Source organism: Streptomyces sp. So13.3, assembly GCF_005860785.2.
Lineage (GTDB): Bacteria > Actinomycetota > Actinomycetes > Streptomycetales > Streptomycetaceae > Actinacidiphila > Actinacidiphila fildesensis.
In genome coordinates this window covers 3,313,640-3,331,528 of the sequence record NZ_CP048835.1, presented here as the reverse complement: position 1 = coordinate 3,331,528, position 17,889 = coordinate 3,313,640, and the positions used below count along the sequence as shown (strand labels likewise).

Here is a 17,889-nt window from a genome sequence, read left to right as displayed (position 1 = left end):
AGAGTAGGGCGCTCGGTAGGCCCCAGTCTGCAGTTTTGGCGAGATTTAGCGATCTATGCGCACAGTTGCGCCCGCCAACTGATCGGATACGTGCTGAATGTCGGCATCCACCATGATCCGAGCCAGTTCTTCCACCTTGACCGATGCTTTCCAGCCAAGGAGGTCGTGGGCCTTGCTCGCATCCCCGATGAGTGCGTCGACCTCGCTGGGCCGCTCGTACTTGGGGTCGTAGCGAACATATTCGGCCCATTCCAGTCCCGCATGGGCGAACGCGGTCTCCACGAACTGCCGCACCGTAGCAGGCTCACCGGTGGCGACCACATAGTCGTCGGGCTCGTCGCGCTGCAGCATCCGCCACATCGCGTCCACGTACTCCGGCGCGTAGCCCCAGTCGCGGACCGCGTCGAGGTTGCCGAGGTAGAGCCGGTCCTGCAGGCCGGCCTGGATCCGGGCGACCGCCCGGGTGATCTTCCGTGTGACGAAGGTCTCCCCACGGCGCGGGGACTCGTGGTTGAACAGGATCCCGTTGACGGCGAACATTCCGTACGCCTCGCGGTAGTTCACCGTCGACCAGTAGCCGAAGACCTTGGCGCAGCCGTAGGGGCTGCGCGGGTGGAACGGCGTGCTCTCGTTCTGCGGCGGCGGCGCGGCGCCGAACATCTCCGACGACGAGGCCTGGTAGACGCGGGTGCTGATACCGCTCGCGCGGACCGCCTCCAGCAGGCGCAGCGCGCCGAGACCGGTCACGTCGCCGGTGTAGAGCGGCGCGTCGAAGGAGACCCGGACGTGCGACTGCGCGCCGAGGTTGTACACCTCGTCGGGCTGCAGGTCGCGCAGCAGGTTCACCAGGGCGACGCCGTCCGACAGATCGGCGTGGTGCAGCACGAGGGAACGATTCGCCTCCTGCGGGCCCTGGTAGATGTGGTCGATCCGCTCGGTGTTGAAGCTGGACGACCGGCGCACGAGACCGTGCACCGTGTAGCCCTTGGCGAGCAGCAGTTCGGCCAGGTACGAGCCGTCCTGGCCGGTGACGCCGGTGATGAGTGCGCTCTTGCTCACGCGGTCCCCCCTTAGGGATCCGGATATATTGCTGTTTCGTACGGAAAGCTGGGCTCAGACCCGAATGGGTGATGCCACAGGGCATAATCCGGTGTCATGAAGGCTACGAGGGAACTGCTCCCGCCCAGCGCCCGGATCTTCGTCGCGGGACACCGCGGACTGGTCGGCTCGGCGGTCACCCGCCGGCTCACCGCCGACGGCTACCAGGTGATCACCCGCGGCCGGGACGGACTGGACCTGCGCGACGCCGCGGAGACCGGGAAGTTCCTGGCGGAGGTCCGGCCCGACGCGGTCGTACTCGCCGCCGCCAAGGTCGGCGGGATCATGGCCAACAGCACCTATCCGGTGCAGTTCATCGAGGACAACCTGCGGATCCAGCTGAGCGTCATCGCCGGCGCACACGCGGCGGGGGTCGGCCGGCTGCTCTTCCTCGGCTCGTCCTGCATCTACCCCAAGCTCGCCCCGCAGCCGATCCGCGAGGACGCGCTGCTCACCGGCCCGCTGGAGCCGACCAACGAGCCGTACGCGCTCGCCAAGATCGCCGGCATCGTCCAGATCCAGTCCTACCGGCGGCAGTACGGCGCCTCGTACATCTCGGCGATGCCGACCAATCTCTACGGTCCCGGCGACAACTTCGACCTGGAGACCTCGCACGTCCTGCCGGCCCTGATCCGCCGCTTCCACGAGGCGAAGCGGGACGGGCGCGAGAGCGTCGAGCTCTGGGGCACCGGCTCCCCGCGGCGCGAGTTCCTGCACGTGGACGATCTCGCCGCCGCCTGCGCGCTGCTGCTGCGCACCTACGACGGCGACGAGCCGGTCAACGTCGGCTGCGGCGACGACCTGACGATCCGCGAACTCGCGCAGACCGTCAGGGACGTCGTCGGCTATGAGGGTGCCATCGCCTGGGACTCGACCAAGCCCGACGGGACCCCGCGGAAACTGCTGGACGTGTCCCGGCTGACGGATCTCGGCTGGAAGCCGACGATCCCGCTGCGGGACGGCATCGCCTCGGTGTACACCCAGTGGCGGTCCGAGGCGTGAGGGGTTGGCGGATGGAGGAACGAAGGGCACCGGTCTAATACGCTCCTCGTCCGTCGACCACGGCACGGAGCGTGCGGGCCATCACGTCGACATCACTGGTGAACGACCAGTTGTCGACGTACTGCAGGTCGAGTGCGACCGTCTCGTCCCAGGACAGGTCGGAACGTCCGCTGACCTGCCAGAGTCCGGTGATACCCGGCTTGACGGCGAGCCGGCGCAGCTCGATCTCGTCGTAGCGGGCCACCTCCTCCGGCAGCGGCGGGCGCGGCCCGACCAGTGACATCTCACCGCGCAGCACATTGACGAGCTGCGGCAGTTCGTCGAGCGAGCAGCGGCGCAGCAGCCGGCCGACGCTGGTGACCCGGGGGTCCCGGCGCATCTTGAACATCAGGCCGTCGTTCTCGTTGGCGGCCGTCAGTTCGGCCTTGCGGGCCTCGGCGTCCACGACCATGGTGCGGAACTTCCACATGGTGAAAGGCGCGCAGTTCTGGCCGTGCCGGACCTGCTTGTGGAAGGCCGGGCCGGGTGACCCGAGCCGGATGGCGGCGGCGATCAGCCCGAACAGCGGTGCCAGCACCAGCAGCCCGGCGGCGGCGCCGGCCCGGTCCATGGCCGACTTGAGCTGGATCTGGACTCCGCGCCGGGTGGGCGGGGCGATGTGGAGCATCGCCAGCCCGGCGGGCGCGGCGAGCTGGACGCGGCGCATGGACACGTCCACCAGTCCCGGCAGGACCGCCAGCGGCAGTCCCGCGTCGTGCAGCGCCCAGGACAAACGTTTCAGCCGCTCTCCGGCCATCCGCGGTCCCGGTGCCACCAGCACGAGTTCCGCGCGGTGGTCCCGGGCGGCGCCCAGCACGAGCGCGGAGTCGCCGCTCGGGGCGCTGGGCATCACGGAGCCCAGCCGGGCACTGACCGGCGCGCCGCATTCGAGGTTGGCGTTCCCGACCGGGACGACACCGACGACCACATAGGCGTGGTCGGTGCGTCCGGCCAGGTGGCCGACGACATGGTCCGCGGCGCTCGGCTCGCCGATCACCAGGACCTTGCGGACCGCGTGCGCCTCGCGGCGGGCCGCCGCGAGATGCCGGTGCGTCATCTTGCGGCAGGAGGCGGTCAGCAGCAGTCCGGGCGCGAGCCCGAGCAGCGCCAGTGAGGGCTCGGAGATCTCGCCGACGGCGGTACGCGCGACGGCCAGCACTCCGAGCAGGATCAGCCAGTCGTACAGAACCGGCAACGCGGCCCGGGACTCGCCCAGGGAGCGCGCCGCATAGCGGTGCCTGCCCGCCTGCACACACAGCCAGGCCACCGCGGCCACCACTGCGCATGCCCATGGGTACGGCTGACGCGTCGCCTGGAACACGAGCGCCACGGGCAGCGCGATACCCACCAGGTCGACGGCGAGCGCCACCGGTAGGTACCACGTCGGTTTGTCACTGAGTCCGCGCGGAGCCTTGCTCCGCACGGGTTTCGGTTCGGCTTCGATCAGACCATTGGGTACTTCGACACGCCGCATGGACCCCCCAGGCACATCGCGACCGACTGAGCGCGGTTGCCACTTCCCCAAGCAGCAGTGCGCCGTGATAAACCGGAACGCTAGGCCAAAAGGGTGGTCATCCGCTGCGGTTTACGTATATTCGAGCCGTTGTTGTGTCCAAGTTAATAGCTCAGCTGCACAACGTGGCCATACGGAGTATGGCGGGCGTCCACATCATGGTTACCACCGGGGAGGGACACCTTCCGGAACGTACCGTCCCGGTACCGGACCGCATGCGGAGGGTAAGCGTCCGGCGCCCAGGACGGCGCCCCTTACAGTTGTCGCTTGTGTCCACCTTGCAAGCCCCCGATGACCTGCGCGCCGCGCTGAACGGCCTGCTCGACGGTCTGCCGCCGAACCGGGCGGCCCAGGCGGTCGACCGGCTGATCGCAGCCTACCGAGGCGCCACGCCGACCGACGCCCCGATCCTGCGGGACGCCTCCGACGTCGCCGCGTACGCCGCGTACCGGATGCCCGCCACCTACGCCGCCGTGCGCTCCGCGCTCGCGGAGTTCCAGGCGCGGGCGGGCACCTGGGCCCCGGCCACCCATCTGGACGTGGGCGGCGGCACCGGAGCGGCGACCTGGGCGGTCGCCGACACCTGGCAGCAGGACACCCACACCAGCACCGTCCTGGACTGGTCGGACGCCGCCCTCACCCTCGGCCGCGAACTGGCCGCGGGCGCCGACTCCGCGGCGGTACGGGACGCCGAATGGCGCCGGGCCCCGCTGGGCGGCGCCGTACGGCTGCCCGAGTCCGACCTGGTCACCGTCTCGTACGTGCTCGGCGAACTGGACGCCGCCGCCCGGGTCTCCGTCGTCGCCGAGGCGGCCCGCGCGGCACTGGGCGCCGTGGTGATCGTCGAGCCCGGCACCCCGGACGGCTACGCCCGGGTCATCGCCGCGCGCGACCAGCTCCTCGGCGCCGGGTACACCGTGCTCGCCCCCTGCCCGCACAACGGGACCTGCCCGATAGAGGGCACCGACTGGTGCCACTTCGCGGCCCGGGTGAACCGCTCCTCGCTGCACCGCCAGATCAAGGGCGGCTCACTGCCGTACGAGGACGAGAAGTTCAGCTACGTCGCGGCCGCCCGCTTCCCGGCCGCGCCCGCGGCCGGGCGCGTCGTGCGGCACCCGCAGATCCGCAAGGGCCAGGTGCTGCTCGACCTGTGCACCCGGGACGACGGACTCTCCCGCAGCATCATCACCAAGAAGCGGCACGGCGACCTCTACCGCGCCGCCCGCGACGCGGACTCGGGCGACCCCTGGCCGCCCGCGGCAGACGCGACGGACTCCTGAGCCGGCCGGCTCAGAGCCAGCCGTAGCGCCGGAAGGCCCGGTAGACCACCGCGGACAGCACGGCCGTCACCCCGACCATCAGCGGATAGCCGAAGGTCCACTTCAGTTCCGGCATGTGCTCGAAGTTCATCCCGTAGAAACCGGCGATCATCGTCGGGATCGCGAGGATCGCGGCCGCCGCGCTGATACGCCGCATATCGGTGTTCTGCTGCACGGCGAGCTGGCTGAGATTGGCCGACAACAGCCCGTCCACCAACTCGGTGTAGCCCGCCAGCCGCTCCCGGACATGGGACAGATGGTCGGCGACGTCCCGCAGATACCGGCCCACCTCGGGCCCGATGGCGGGGTGCGGGTCCTCCGCGAGGCGCTGCAGCGGCCGCGCCATCGGATGGACGGCCCGCTTGAACTCGATCAGCTCGCGCTTGAGCTGGTAGATCCGCTCCGCGTCGTCGCCGTGCCCGGCCGAGAACACATCGGACTCCAGCTGGTCCACATCCAGCTCCACCCGGTCCGCGACGTCCAGGTAGTCGTCGACGACCTGGTCCGCGATCGCGTGCAGCACCGATGCCGGACCCTGCGCCAGCAGGTCCGGCCGCGCCTCCAGGGAACTGCGCACCCGCGACAGGCCCGGCGCGCTGCCGTGCCGGACGACCACGACGAAGTCCTTGCCCAGGAACATCATGATCTCGCCGGTGTCGACGACCTCACTGGTCGCCGTCAGCTTCTCGTGCTCCACGAAGACGATCGTCTTCAGCACCAGGAAGAGCGTGTCGCCGTAGCTCTCCAGCTTCGGCCGCTGGTGCGCCTTGACGGCGTCCTCCACGGCGAGCGGGTGCAGGCCGAACACATCGGCGATCTCCACGAGGTGCTCGGCGTCCGGCTGGTACAGCCCGATCCAGGCGAAACCGCCCGGCCGCTCCCTCGCCGCCGCCAGCGCCTCACGCGGCGGCAGGGTCGCGGAGCGCTTGCCGTCCTCGTACACCGCGCAGTCCACGATCACGTCCGCGGTGCACTTGCGGGGCGCGGGCAGCGCGCCGCCACTCTCGTCGAGGGTGTGCCACTTGCCCCCGCTCCCGCTTCTGCGCCACTGCCGACCGGTCATCGTGCCCTCCTCGGTACGTATCCGAGGAAGTATCGCCGATCGGGCAGGTGGCCCGTCCGTCCGCCCTGCCGTGCGGCCCCGGTCAGGCTCCCGGCGTCCCGTGCAGGACCGCCATCGCCGCGTTGTGCCCGGGGATCCCGCTGACACCGCCGCCGCGCACCGCGCCCGCGCCGCACAGCAGCACGGCGGGGTCCCCGGTCTCCACGCCCCAGGGGCCGGTGCCGGGGGCGGCGTACGGCCAGCTCAGGTCGCGGTGGAAGATATGGCCGCCCGGCAGGCCGACCTCGCGCTCCAGGTCCAGCGGGGACTTCGCCTCGATGCAGGGCCGGCCGTCGGCGTCGAGCGCCAGGCAGTCGGCCAGCGGCTCGGCCAGTACCGCGTCGAGCTGGGCGAGGGTGGCCTTGAGCAGCGCCTCCTTCGTACCGGACGGGTCGGCGGCGAACAGCCGGGCAGGGGCGTGCAGGCCGAAGAGGGTGAGGGTGTGCGCGCCCTGGCCGGCCAGGGCGGGGGAGAGGATCGACGGGTCGCTCAGCGAGTGGCAGTAGATCTCGGACGGCGGGGCGGCCGGGATCCGGCCCGCCGCGGCCTCCTCGTACGCGGTCGCCAGCTCGCCGTACGACTCGGCGATGTGGAACGTGCCGGCGAACGCCTCGCGCGGGTCGACGGAACGGTCCCGCAGCCGCGGCAGCCGCCGCAGCAGCATGTTGACCTTGAGCTGGGCGCCTTCCGGCCGGGACGGTTCGGGCTCGCCGAGCAGTCCGGCGAGGGTGTGCGGGGCGGCGTTCACCAGCACGTGCCCGGCGCCCACCCGGCCCCCCTCGAAGGAGACCTCGGCGCAGCCGCCGTCCGTCGCGATGCCCGTCACCTCGCAGCCGGTGACGATCTCCGCGCCGGCCGCCAGGGCGGCCCCGGCCAGCGCGTCCGTCAGCGCGCCCATACCGCCCACCGGCACGTCCCAGTCCCCGGTCCCGCCGCCGATGACGTGGTAGAGGAAGCAGCGGTTCTGCCGCAGCGTCTCGTCGTGGGCGTGGGTGAACGTGCCGATCAGCGCGTCGGTCAGCACGATGCCCCGGACCAGTTCGTCCTCGAACACCGCCTCCACGGTCTCGCCCAGCGGACGTTCGAACAGCGCCTCCCAGGCCGCCGGATCGTCCACGATCCGCTCCAGCTCCGCCCGGGACGGCAGCGGCCCGGTCAGCGTCGGGAAGACCCGCTCCGCCACCTGCCGCGTCATCGTGTAGAACCGCTGCCACGCGTCGAAGTCCCGCTCCGAGCCGGTGCGGCGCACGAAGCCCTCCCGGGTCCTGGACGGATCCTGCGAGTCGACCAGCAGGCCTCCCCCAACCTCCGGCCGGGGGGACCCCCACCCGTACGGCGTGTACGAGGAGATCCGGCGGCGGCGCACCGCGAAGCGCAGCCCCAGCTCCTCCGTGATCTTCTTCGGGAGCAGGCTGACCAGGTACGAGTAGCGCGACAGCCGGGCGTCGACCCCCGTGAACGCCTGGGCGGACACGGCCGCGCCGCCGGTGGCCGGCAGCCGCTCCAGCAGCAGCACGCTGCGGCCGGCGCGGGCCAGGTAGGCGGCGGCCACCAGACCGTTGTGGCCGCCGCCGACGATCACGGCGTCGTACGAGGAACGCTTCGGTACGCGGGACGATGCGGTGGTGGAGGACATGCAGGCACGGTAGCTACCGCAGCTCCTGGGTGCAGCACTTCACGCTGCCGCCCGCTTTGTGGAGCTCCGACAGATCGACCGCGACCGGTTCGAAACCGCGCTCGCGCAGCGGTGCGAACAGGCCGGTGGCGCCACGCGGGAGGACCACATGGCGTCCGTCGCTGACGGCGTTCAGCCCGAGTGCGGCGGCGTCCGCCGCCGTCGCGAGCAGGGCGTCGGGGAAGAGCCGGGCCAGTACCTTGCGGCTGCCGGGCGAGAACGCGTCAGGGAAGTACATGACCTCGCCCGCCGCGTCGTCGAGAACGGCGAACGCGGTGTCGAGGTGGTAGTAGCGGGGGTCGGTCAGTTCCAGCCCGATGACGGGCCGGCCGAAGAACTCCTGGGCCTCGGAGTGCGAGAGCGGGCTGCTGCGGAATCCCATTCCGGCCAGGATCCACTGCGAGGTGACGGCGAAGTCGCCCTCGGCCTCGTTGATGTGCTGCGGCTCGCGCACCTCGGTGAATCCGTTGCGGCGGAACCACGCCAGATGCGCCGGCGCCTCGTCGGTCCGCTCCGCGTTGAAGAACCGGGCGCCGAGCACCCGGCCGTCCACGACGGTGGCGCCGTTGGCGGCGAAGACCATGTCGGGTAGGTCGGCCACCGGGTCGAGGACCTCGACGGTATGGCCCAGGGAGCGGTAGCGGTCCCGCAGTTCCTCCCACTGGAAGAGCGCGAGTACGGGGTCGACCGGCTTGGCCGGGTCCATCCACGGATTGATCGAGTAGGTCACCCGGAAGTGCTCGGGCGGGCACATCAGGTACCGCCGGGGTGTGGCGGTGCGGACTGTGCGCAATGCGGGCTCCTCGTCGTTTGAGGCTCCGGCGGAACGCCGATGGGGCTGCGTACGCGCATCGGGGTCACGTACGCGCACAAATCGTCCACCCTCGGCGGCCGAAACGCATCGAACCATTTGGGTGGTTCGCACGATCGTTTTCATACACGGCGGCCTATCGCACCGGCCCTGTCCCACGCCGCGACCGTCAGCGGCGGGGGAGTACGAGCGGTTCGCCGGTTCTGGGGTGGGCGAACACCTCGACCGGATGCCGGTACACCGTGCTCAGCAGTTCCTCGGACAGGACGTCGGCGGGGGCGCCGTCGGCCGCGATCCGGCCGTCCGCCAGCACCGCGATCCGGTCGGCGTGCGCGGCCGCCAGGCCCAGGTCGTGCAGCACCACGACCACGGCGCGGCCCCCGCCGGCCTGGGCGCGGCGGCTCCAGAACCTGTTGACGAGCGGCTTGTTCACGCCCAGCCTCCCTGCCGGTTGCGGGTATGGCGCAGCAGCCAGAAGAAGAACGGGCTGCCGACGAGGGCGGTCAGAACACCGAGCGGCAGTTCCGCGGGGGCCGCGAGGGTGCGGGCGGCGAGGTCGGCGGCGACCAGCACCAGCGCACCGCCGAGCGCGCTGCCGGGCACCAGACCCCGCCGGCCCCGCCCTCCGGGCGGACGACGCTACTTCGAAGACACTCCCTACGCGCTCAGCGGGTAGGCGGCACCGAGGTCGGCGAAGACGGCGCTGTTCAGGGCGAAGGCGGTGCGGCACTCGTCCACCACGCGCTGCTTCTCCAGGTCGTCGACGGCCAGGGCGTCCAGCAGCTCGCGGTACTCGCGCTTGAACGCGGCCGGGTTGCCGATCCCCTCGAAGACGTAGAAGCGCACGCCGTCGCCCTTGCGTTCGAACCCCCAGGTCTTCTCCGCGATGCCACGGATCACCTGTCCGCCGGACAGGTCCCCCAGATAGCGGGTGTAGTGATGTGCGACATACCCCGCGGGCCACGTCCTGGCGACCTCGGCGACCCGCTCCGCGTACGCCGCCGTGGCGGGCAGCGGCACCGAGCGCTGCTGCCAGCCCGCGCCGAGCAGATGGTCCAGGTCGCGCTCCAGCTCCGCGACGCGCAGCAGTTCGGCGCGGACGAAGGGGCCGGCGACCGGGTCTGCGGCCAGCGACTGCGCCGCGTCCTCCAGGGCCCGGTAGACGAACCACAACTGCTCGGTGTAACGGGCGTACGCGTCCACGCCGAGCCGTCCGCCGAGCAGGTCGCTCATGAAGGTCGAGTTCTCGGCCTCGGTGTGCTGAGCGTGGCTGGCGGTGCGGATCACAGTGGAGAACGGGGACGGCGTCAAGGGAACCTCCTGCTTCGGGCGTGCCGCGATCCTTGCAACTTAGGTATACCTAAGTTAAGAGGATGCCGACAGCCTGTCGGGAACAACGCTACTCCAGTTCTTCCACCCCGGCTGTGCGTTCATTCCGGACAAGAGGCAGGATGATGCCCACCACCCGCGTACCGTGGACCATGGACGCGGGGGCGAGGGAAGGAGCCCGATGGCAGGCAAGAGCAGGTTGTCCGAGTGGCTGCGCCGCCGATCGGCAGGCTCGGACACCGATCCCGGATCTGCTCCCGCCCTGGCCCGCGAGGATCTGATCAAGGCCGCGGCCGCCGCAGGCTTCCCCGTCGCACCGGCCGCGCACCCCTCCGGATACGGCTGTTCGTGCGACCGCGTGGGCTGTCCCACCCCGGGCATGCACCCGGTCTCGTTCGCCTGGCACACCCAGGCCACCACGGATCCGCAGAAGATCGACCACTGGCTGCGCACCCAGCCGCTCGCGAACTTCATCTCCGCCACCGGCGCCAGCCATGACGTCCTGGACGTGCCGGCCGACGCGGGCGGCATCGCGCTGGACCGGCTCGCGGCCGAGGGCGGGGACGCCGGTCCGGTCGCCGCCTACGGGGACGACCGCCTGCTGTTCTTCACCGCCACCCGCGGTACCCCCGTCGACGAGGACGAGTGGTGGCCCTGCGAGCTGGACTGCCATCCCGAGACCGTCGACGAACACCCCGGTCTGCGCTGGCACTGCCGCGGCAGTTACGTCCTGCTGCCGCCCGCCAAGCTGCCCACCGGCGGCGCCGTGACCTGGCTGCCCGGCCGCGGTCCCGACCGCCCGCTGCCCGACCCGCTGCCGCTCCTGGAGGTCCTCATGGACTCCTGCGCCCAGGTGGAGTACGTCCCCGAAACGGTGGGCTGGCGGCTCTGACCGCCCGAGGCCGGCTCCGCGCGGGACCCGGCCACCGGTTCACTCGCCCTTGGCGGAGACCAGACCCAGCAGACGGCTCAGGAAGACGACCTTCCCCTGGGCGTCGTTCGCCGGCGGGACCGTGACGGCCTGTTCCGCCACCCGGATCAGCGTGACCGAGTTCTTCGGGGTGCCGGTCATCAGCGCCTTGGTGTCCGGGTCGTCGACCTTCAACGGCTTGCCCGGCGTGGTCAGCCGCGACTGGTGGCGGGAGGCGAAGAACACCAGCGCCCCGCCGTCCGTGGTCCGCAGCCCCACCGGGGGGAACTCGCCCGCGCCCACCGGCTGGTCGGCGTACTCGGTGACCGCGGCCGAGGTGCCCGCGCCCTTGCGGCGCTGCTGGCGCACCTGCGAGGTCTGGGTGCCGTCGGCGAAGGCCAGCGTCGCCGCGGTGCCGGTCTGCAGATACGAGGTGTACGCGGCGCTGAGCCGGCCGGGCTCGACCAGCAGCCCCGAGCCGTCCAGCGGCACCGGCTCGGCGTAGCCGTCCTGGTCCAGCACGAACTTCGGCATCCGGTCGGCGGCGACCACCGCCAGGTACGAGGCCTTCCACGGGTCGCTCACGGCGGAGCGCTGGAAGAGCAGCAGCCAGTGGGCGCCGTTGCCGGCACTGCTGACGGCGTCGGCGGCGAACCACTTGGGCCAGCCGCGCTGCTTCGGTATCAGGTAGCGCGCGTCGGTGAGCTTGAGCGGCACCGCCGCCGGATTGCCCTCCGGGTGGTTGGTGTGCCGCGCCGTCAGACCCGCGTTGTCCATCGCGCCGAGCGCGCCGGTCTCCGCCTTCGCCAGCGTCGCCGGATCGTAGCTCCGCTTGGCGTCGTTGTTGAGCTGGGTGAAACGGGCGAGGGCCTTGGCGGCCTCAGCCTTCGTCACCGCCGGTACGAGCGCCTGCTCCCCGTGCACGGTCACGCACCCCGTCACCGGCATCAGCACGAGCAGCAGAACTGCGGCTGTCAGGGACAACCTGCGGCGGGTCATTGGGCGTCGGCTCCTTCGGGGCTGCTGCGGTCGGCGCAACCCTACCGGGGGCGAGGAAGAAGGCCATCGTCGGTACGAGATACAGCGCCCACACCGTGACCTGGACGACGGTCGGATCCGGCTGGAAGTTGAGGACGCCCTTCAACAGGGTGCCGTACCAGCTGTCCTGGGGGATAGTGGAGCTGATGTCGAAGGCCACCGAGCCGAGGCCGGGCAGCCAGTCGGCCTCCTGCAGATCGTGCACGCCGTAGGCGAGCACGCCCGCCGCGACCACGACCAGCATGGCGCCGGTCCAGGTGAAGAACTTCGCCAGGTTGATCCTCAGCGCGCCGCGGTAGAAGAGCCAACCGAGCACCACCGCGGTGGCCAGGCCCAGCGCGACGCCGATCAGCGGCTGCGTCGACCCGTCCTCGGAACCGGCGGCCTGCACCGCGGCCCAGACGAACAGCGCGGTCTCCAGGCCCTCGCGGCCGACCGCCAGCAGCGCGGTCGCGACGATCGCGGTGGTCCCCATGGCGAGCGCGGCGTCCAGCTTGCCGTGCAGCTCGCGCTTGAGATGCCGCGCGGTGCGCCGCATCCAGAAGACCATCCAGGTGACCAGGCAGACGGAGAGGATCGACAGCGAACCGCCCAGCGCCTCCTGCGCCTTGAAGTCCAGCGACGAGGAGCCGAACTGCAGCAGCGCGCCGAAGGCGGCACTGATGACGATGGCCACGGCCACACCGGCCCACATCGGCAGCAGTGTGTCCCTGCGCCCGGACTTCACCAGGTACGCGATCAGGATGCAGACGACCAGGCTGGCTTCGAGCCCTTCGCGCAGCCCGATCAGATAGTTGCCGATCACCGCCGGTCACTTCCCTTCGAAGAGGCCGCGGCCCCACCAGTCGGCGCTGTCGCGGACGCCGGGCGGGCAGGCGAAGTGCGCGGAACCGACGTGCTGGATGTACTCGTTGAGGGCGTCGGTCGCAGCCAGCCGTTTCTGCACCGGGATGAAACCCGAGCGCACATCGCGCTGGTAGGCCAGGAAGAACAGCCCGGCGTCGAGCCGGCCCAGACCGTCCGTGCCGTCGGTGAAGGAGTAGCCGCGGCGCAGGATCGTCACCCCGGAGTTGCTGTCCGGGTGCGCCAGGCGGACGTGCGCGGTCGGCAGCATCGCCTTGAGGTTCGGGGTGTCGTGCTCGCGCTGCTTGCCGGCCGGCGCGCCCTCGCCCTTGTTCCGCCCGAAGATGTCCTCCTGCTCCTTGAGCGGAGTGCGGTCCCAGGTCTCTATGTGCATCCGGATGCGCCGGGCGACGAGGTAGGAGCCGCCGGTCATCCAGGCGGCGCCGTCCTTCGCGGCCGCCCACACATGCTCGTCCTGGGTGGCCCGGTCGCTGCCCGCGACGTTGTGCGTACCGTCCTTGAACCCCATCAGGTTGCGCGGGGTCTGCTCGTCCGGTGTCGTCGAGGACGTCTTGCCGAAGCCCAGCTGCGACCAGCGCACGGCGACCTTGCCGAAGCCGATGCGCGCCAGGCTGCGGATCGCGTGCACGGCCACCTGCGGGTCGTCCGCGCACGCCTGGACGCAGATGTCGCCGCCGCTGCGGGTCGCGTCCAGGTTGTCGTGCGGGAACGCCGGCAGGTCGACGAGCGCGGTGGGACGCTGCGCCTTGAGGCCGAAGCGGTCCTTGCCGTCCTTCTCGAACAGCGTCGGGCCGAAGCCCACGGTGATGGTCAGCCGGGAGGACGGCAGGCCGAGCGCCTCGCCGGTGTCGTCCGGCGGGGCCTCGGGCAGACCGCCGACGGCGCCCGCGCCGACCGGCTTGCCGGCCGTCATCGCGGCGGCCGCCGCCGTCCACTCCTTCAGCAGCGCGACGAGTTCGGCGCGGTCGTCGGTCTTCACGTCGAAGGCCGCGAAGTGCAGCCGGTCCTGGACCGGGGTGGTGATACCGGCCTGGTTCGTGCCGTGGAACGCGATGACATTGCCCGCGGAGCCGGCCGGCTGCACGTCATTGCCGGTGCGCACCGCCGCCGCGGCACCACCCGCGGCGGCCGCGCCGAGCGCGATGCCGGCGCCGGTCCAGCCGATGACGGCCCGCCGGGAGACCGGGCCCCTGGCCCGTTCCGCCGTGGTGTCCCGGTCCGCCCCGTCCTGCTGGGGGGCGGCCGCTTCGGTGGTGTTCTCGTCAGACATGGAGGACTCCGTTACTTCGCGACGGCCGCGGCGAGCTTGGAGAGCGGCTCGGCCAGCGCGTTGACGCCGTCCGAGAGCTCCTTGCGCTGGGCCGCGTTCACGGTGTCGTACGAGACGAACGTGTCGCCGGTGCGGTACTTGGCGAGCAGCGTGTTGATCGCGGTGAACTGCTTGTCCAGTTCCTTGGCCAGCTCGGGGTTGTTCTGCGAGGCGACCGGCTTGAGCAGCTCGTACGCCTTCTGCGCGCCGTCGACGTTGCCCTTGAAGTCCGAGAGGTCGGTGTGGCTGTAGCGGTCCTCCTCACCGGTGATCTTCCCGGTGGCGACCTCGTCCAGCAGCTCCTTGGCGCCGTTGGCCATGCTGGTCGGGGTGATCTCCGCCGTGCCGACCCGCTTCTGCCAGCCGGTGAGGTCGGTGAGGAGCTGCGCGGCGAGCGTCTTGTCCTCCGCGGAGATCGCCTTGGTGGCCCACAGCGACTTCTCGAGCTTGTGCCAGCCGGTCCACTTCTGGCCGGGCTCCAGGCCGTCCTCGCGGGTGTCCGTCTTCGGGTCGATGTCACCGAAGGACTCGGCTATCGGCTCGGTGGACTCCCAGCCGGTACGGGACGGGGCGAAGGCCGCCTTGGCGCCCTCGATGTCGCCCTTGATGACCGCGTCGGTGAAGACCTTGACCTTCGGGATCGTGGCGTCGGCCTCGCTCTGCGCCCACTTGCGGTACTCGGCGACGGCCGTGTCCAGCCGCGGGTCGTTCTTCTTCGGCGCGCCGGCGCCGGTGACACTGACCTTGGTGCGCAGGCCGTCGCCCTTCATCCCGGGCTTGCAGGTGACCTCGTAGTCGCCGGCCTTGAGCTCGGCGGAGATGTCGGCCTTGGTGCCGGGGCCGATGTTCTCCCGCTCGGTCACGATCTTGTCGCCCGGGGCGTAGACGTACAGCTCGTTGACCTTGGAGCCCTTGTTCTCGAACGCGAACTTCACGTGCCCGGCCGGGAAGCTGGTCTTCGAGACCTTGCAGGAGTCGTCGGTCGCGGTGACCTGGATCGCGTCGGACGCCTTGGCGTCCGTCTTCTCGGAGCACCCGCTGACAGCGGCGAGCGCGGCGACGACCGCGACGGCGGTGACGACGGAGAGACGGGCTGCGGACATACGGGGCTCCAGGCTGTTCAAGGACGCTCGAGATGGGTTCTGGCCGGTGAGGCTGCCCTAACTTATCTGAGCCTTGCCTTTGTAGTACCCGCGGGGTCGCATGAAGTCCAGTGATTCGGGTCTCACCGGTCGCATGCGGGGGCGCGTCGCGGCGCGCCCCCGCTCCCGTCATGGCAGCGTGAGCACCTCTGCGCCGGTTTCGGTGACGACCAGGGTGTGTTCGAACTGGGCGGTGCGCTTGCGGTCCTTGGTGACCACCGTCCAGCCGTCCTCCCAGATCTCGTAGTCGTGGGTGCCCAGCGTGAGCATCGGCTCGATGGTGAACGTCATGCCCGGCTTGATCACGGTGGTGGCGTGCGGGGCGTCGTAGTGCGGCACGATCAGCCCGGAGTGGAACGACGTGTTGATGCCGTGCCCGGTGAAGTCCCGGACCACCCCGTAGCCGAAGCGCTTGGCGTACGACTCGATGACCCGCCCGATCACATTGATCGCCCGGCCGGGCTTGACCGCCTTGATCGCCCGGTTCAGCGACTCCTCGGTGCGCTCGACCAGCAGCCGCGACTCCTCGTCGACGTCACCGCACAGGTACGTGGCGTTCGTGTCGCCGTGCACCCCATGGATGAACGCCGTCACGTCCAGGTTCACGATGTCGCCGTCGCGCAGCTCGGTCGAGTCCGGGATGCCGTGGCAGATGACCTCGTTGATCGACGCGCACAGCGACTTCGGGAAGCCCCGGTAGCCGAGGTCCGAGGGGTAGGCGCGGTGGTCGCACATGTACTCGTGCGCGACGCGGTCCAGCTCGTCCGTGGTCACCCCCGGAGCGATGTGCTTGGCCGCTTCGACCATCGCCCGCGCGGCGATCTGCGACGCGATCCGCATCTTCTCGACGGTTTCGGCGTCCTGCACCTCCGGCCCGGTGTACGGAGTGGGCGCGGGCTTGCCCACGTACTCGGGCCGGGGGATCGAGGACGGTACCGGGCGCGGCGGGGAGAGCTTGCCGGGAACGAGAAGCGACTGACCAGACATGCCGACGAGTGTATCGGCGGGCGATCGGGCAGGCTGGCGGCAGGTACTCGTACATCAGGAGGCAGTCATGGCGCTGTTCAGGGCGAAGAAGCCGGCCGGCAAGCCGGGCGAATGGTTCTACTGCCTGGAGCACAAGAAGGTCGAGGAAGGGCCCGACTGCCCGGCCAAGGACCGGTTCGGCCCCTACGCCACCCGCGCCGAGGCCGAGCACGCGATGCAGACGGCGGCCGACCGCAACCTCCAGTGGGAGACGGACCCCCGCTGGCACGACAAGGAGGCGGGCCCGGACGACGAGCCCGGCCCGTCCGGCCCCTGACGGCTCCGCGTCCCGGGCCCCGGATTCCGGGCCCCGGCTCAGACCGCTGAGGCCGCCGCGGACGCCGGCGACCCGGCGGGCGTGGCGGGCGCGGCGGCGGGTCCGGCCTGGGCCGTCCGCATCCGCACGGCGTGCTCGTTGGTGCGGGCGTCGTACGACATCAGCTTCGGAAGGGCCAGCGCCAGCAGCCCCACCGCCGCCACACAGGCCACTCCGCCGCTCCAGACCGAGGCACGGGCGCTGGTCAGCGCCGCCATGCCACCGGCCCTGACCTGGCCGAGCTGCGGCCCGACCGAGTACGACAGCAGCTCGATGCCGGCCAGCCGGCCGCGCAGCTCATCCGGGATCGTCTGGTTCCACATGGTCATCCGGCCGAGGGCACTGACCATGTCGCAGCCGCCGGCGACCGCCAGCATCAGCAGGACCAGCCAGATGTTGCCCATCCACCCGGCGACCGCCATCGCCAGCCCCCAGCCGATCGCCGAGATCACCACCAGCCGGCCGTGCCGGTGGATCCGCGACGTCCAGCCGCTGGTCATGCTGACCACCAGCGAACCGACCGACCCGGCCGCGTACATCAGGCCCAGCGCCCAGGGCGCGTGCAGGTCGTCGGCGAGGAACGGGAAGATCGCGGTGGGGAAGGCGAAGAACATCGCCGCCATGTCGATCGCGTACGTGCCGAGCAGTTCCTTACGGCTCCAGGCGTAGCGCGCGCCCTCCGCGATACCGCGCAGCGACGGCTTGTCGGCGTCGTGCGCCGCGGGCGACGGCCGCAGCCCCATGGCCAGGCCGACCGAGACGACGAACGTCCCGATGTCGATCGCGTAAGCCCACGACAGCCCGGCGAAGGCGATGAGCACCCCCGCCAGCGACGGTCCCGCGATGGCGCCGACCTGCCAGCGCAGCGCGTTCAGCGACGCCGCGGCCGACAACTGGTCGTGCGCGACGATCCGCGGCACGATCGAGTCCAGCGCCGGACGCTGCAGCCCGGTCAGGGCGCTCGACATCGCCGCCACCACGTACAGCGGCCACACCATCGGATGCGGCAGCAGGGTGTTGGCCAGCAGCAGTGCGGACAGCAGGCCGAGCGCGGCCTCGCTGTAGAGGATCAGCTTCCGGCGGTCCATGGCGTCGGCCAGCGCGCCCCCGTAGAGCCCGAACACGATCAGCGGCACCAGCTCGACGGCGCCGATCGCGCCGACGGCGACCGCCGACCCGGTCAGCTCCTTGATCTGCACCGGCAGCGCGACGAAGGTGAGGAAGCTGCCGAAGACCGTCACGACCCCGGCCATCCACATGAGGCGGAAGTCGCGGGAGGAGCGCCACGGGGCCAGGTCGGGGAGCAGAGCTCTCAGCCGGGACGGTGGCGGACCGGGTGCGGGGCCGGGATCGGGGCCGGGGCCGGGGCCGGAGTCGGCGTCGGGGTCGGGGTCGG

The 17,889-nt window shown here is 71.0% G+C and carries 16 protein-coding genes and 2 pseudogenes; 4 read left to right on the top strand and 14 right to left on the bottom strand.

What is annotated here, in order from left to right; translation table 11 throughout:
• Window positions 1–45: 45 nt before the first annotated feature.
• Window positions 46–1,059 (bottom strand): GDP-mannose 4,6-dehydratase, encoded by a 1,014-nt coding sequence (gene gmd / locus C8250_RS15105; protein ID WP_138353801.1) that lies wholly within the window; start codon window positions 1,057–1,059, stop codon window positions 46–48.
• Between the two features lie 96 nt (window positions 1,060–1,155).
• Here gmd and C8250_RS15100 point away from each other — a divergent pair, with 96 nt between their 5' ends.
• Window positions 1,156–2,100, top strand: a complete 945-nt coding sequence (locus C8250_RS15100) for a GDP-L-fucose synthase (RefSeq protein ID WP_138353800.1) — start codon at window positions 1,156–1,158, stop codon at window positions 2,098–2,100.
• A gap of 34 nt (window positions 2,101–2,134) precedes the next feature.
• Here C8250_RS15100 and C8250_RS15095 read toward each other — a convergent pair whose 3' ends face one another.
• Window positions 2,135–3,508 (bottom strand): sugar transferase, encoded by a 1,374-nt coding sequence (locus C8250_RS15095; protein WP_244809148.1) that lies wholly within the window; start codon window positions 3,506–3,508, stop codon window positions 2,135–2,137.
• 359 nt (window positions 3,509–3,867) lie between these two features.
• Between C8250_RS15095 and C8250_RS15090 the strand changes: the two genes are divergently transcribed.
• Entirely contained in the window at window positions 3,868–4,932 is a 1,065-nt protein-coding gene (locus C8250_RS15090; protein ID WP_138353798.1) for a small ribosomal subunit Rsm22 family protein, read from the top strand.
• A 10-nt stretch (window positions 4,933–4,942) separates the two neighbouring features.
• Here C8250_RS15090 and corA read toward each other — a convergent pair whose 3' ends face one another.
• The 6 genes and pseudogenes from corA to C8250_RS15060 form a co-directional block, all read right to left on the bottom strand.
• Window positions 4,943–6,034: a magnesium/cobalt transporter CorA gene (gene corA, locus C8250_RS15085; RefSeq protein WP_138353797.1), complete on the bottom strand. Its 1,092-nt coding sequence runs from the start codon at window positions 6,032–6,034 to the stop codon at window positions 4,943–4,945.
• 82 nt (window positions 6,035–6,116) lie between these two features.
• A complete protein-coding gene (locus C8250_RS15080) occupies window positions 6,117–7,709 on the bottom strand; it encodes an NAD(P)/FAD-dependent oxidoreductase (protein ID WP_138353796.1) in 1,593 nt (530 codons plus the stop codon).
• 13 nt (window positions 7,710–7,722) lie between these two features.
• A complete protein-coding gene (gene ddaH, locus C8250_RS15075; protein WP_343241175.1) occupies window positions 7,723–8,541 on the bottom strand; it encodes a dimethylargininase in 819 nt (272 codons plus the stop codon).
• 187 nt (window positions 8,542–8,728) lie between these two features.
• Window positions 8,729–8,956 (bottom strand): annotated as a pseudogene (locus C8250_RS15070) (hemin ABC transporter ATP-binding protein); the annotation flags it as partial.
• A gap of 32 nt (window positions 8,957–8,988) precedes the next feature.
• Window positions 8,989–9,165 (bottom strand): annotated as a pseudogene (locus tag C8250_RS15065) (iron chelate uptake ABC transporter family permease subunit); the annotation flags it as partial.
• Between the two features lie 51 nt (window positions 9,166–9,216).
• A complete protein-coding gene (locus C8250_RS15060; RefSeq protein ID WP_138353795.1) occupies window positions 9,217–9,870 on the bottom strand; it encodes a biliverdin-producing heme oxygenase in 654 nt (217 codons plus the stop codon).
• A 199-nt stretch (window positions 9,871–10,069) separates the two neighbouring features.
• Between C8250_RS15060 and C8250_RS15055 the strand changes: the two genes are divergently transcribed.
• Entirely contained in the window at window positions 10,070–10,780 is a 711-nt protein-coding gene (locus tag C8250_RS15055; protein WP_138353794.1) for a bifunctional DNA primase/polymerase, read from the top strand.
• Between the two features lie 39 nt (window positions 10,781–10,819).
• Here C8250_RS15055 and C8250_RS15050 read toward each other — a convergent pair whose 3' ends face one another.
• From C8250_RS15050 to map, 5 genes are all read right to left on the bottom strand, one after another.
• Complete coding sequence (locus tag C8250_RS15050; protein WP_138353793.1) at window positions 10,820–11,797, bottom strand: hypothetical protein; 978 nt, start codon at window positions 11,795–11,797, stop codon at window positions 10,820–10,822.
• On the bottom strand, window positions 11,679–12,641 hold the full coding sequence (efeU, locus tag C8250_RS15045) for an iron uptake transporter permease EfeU (RefSeq protein ID WP_138353792.1): 963 nt from the start codon (window positions 12,639–12,641) through the stop codon (window positions 11,679–11,681). Before efeU ends, C8250_RS15050 begins: the two co-directional genes overlap by 119 nt.
• A 6-nt stretch (window positions 12,642–12,647) precedes the next feature.
• Window positions 12,648–13,970 carry an iron uptake transporter deferrochelatase/peroxidase subunit gene (gene efeB, locus C8250_RS15040; protein WP_138353791.1) on the bottom strand — a complete coding sequence of 441 codons (1,323 nt, stop codon included), beginning with the start codon at window positions 13,968–13,970 and terminating at the stop codon, window positions 12,648–12,650.
• Window positions 13,971–13,981: 11 nt separating this feature from the next.
• Complete coding sequence (efeO, locus tag C8250_RS15035) at window positions 13,982–15,112, bottom strand: iron uptake system protein EfeO (RefSeq protein WP_138353790.1); 1,131 nt, start codon at window positions 15,110–15,112, stop codon at window positions 13,982–13,984.
• A 168-nt stretch (window positions 15,113–15,280) separates the two neighbouring features.
• Window positions 15,281–16,138: a type I methionyl aminopeptidase gene (gene map, locus C8250_RS15030; RefSeq protein ID WP_138353789.1), complete on the bottom strand. Its 858-nt coding sequence runs from the start codon at window positions 16,136–16,138 to the stop codon at window positions 15,281–15,283.
• Window positions 16,139–16,205: 67 nt separating this feature from the next.
• On the opposite strand from map, the gene C8250_RS15025 reads away from it, so the two are divergent.
• Window positions 16,206–16,454, top strand: coding sequence for a hypothetical protein (locus tag C8250_RS15025; RefSeq protein WP_138353788.1), 249 nt, complete (start codon window positions 16,206–16,208; stop codon window positions 16,452–16,454).
• 38 nt (window positions 16,455–16,492) lie between these two features.
• Here the strand turns inward: C8250_RS15025 and C8250_RS15020 are convergent, their stop codons facing one another.
• Window positions 16,493–17,809, bottom strand: a complete 1,317-nt coding sequence (locus C8250_RS15020; RefSeq protein WP_187145287.1) for an MFS transporter — start codon at window positions 17,807–17,809, stop codon at window positions 16,493–16,495.
• Window positions 17,810–17,889 lie beyond the last annotated feature (80 nt).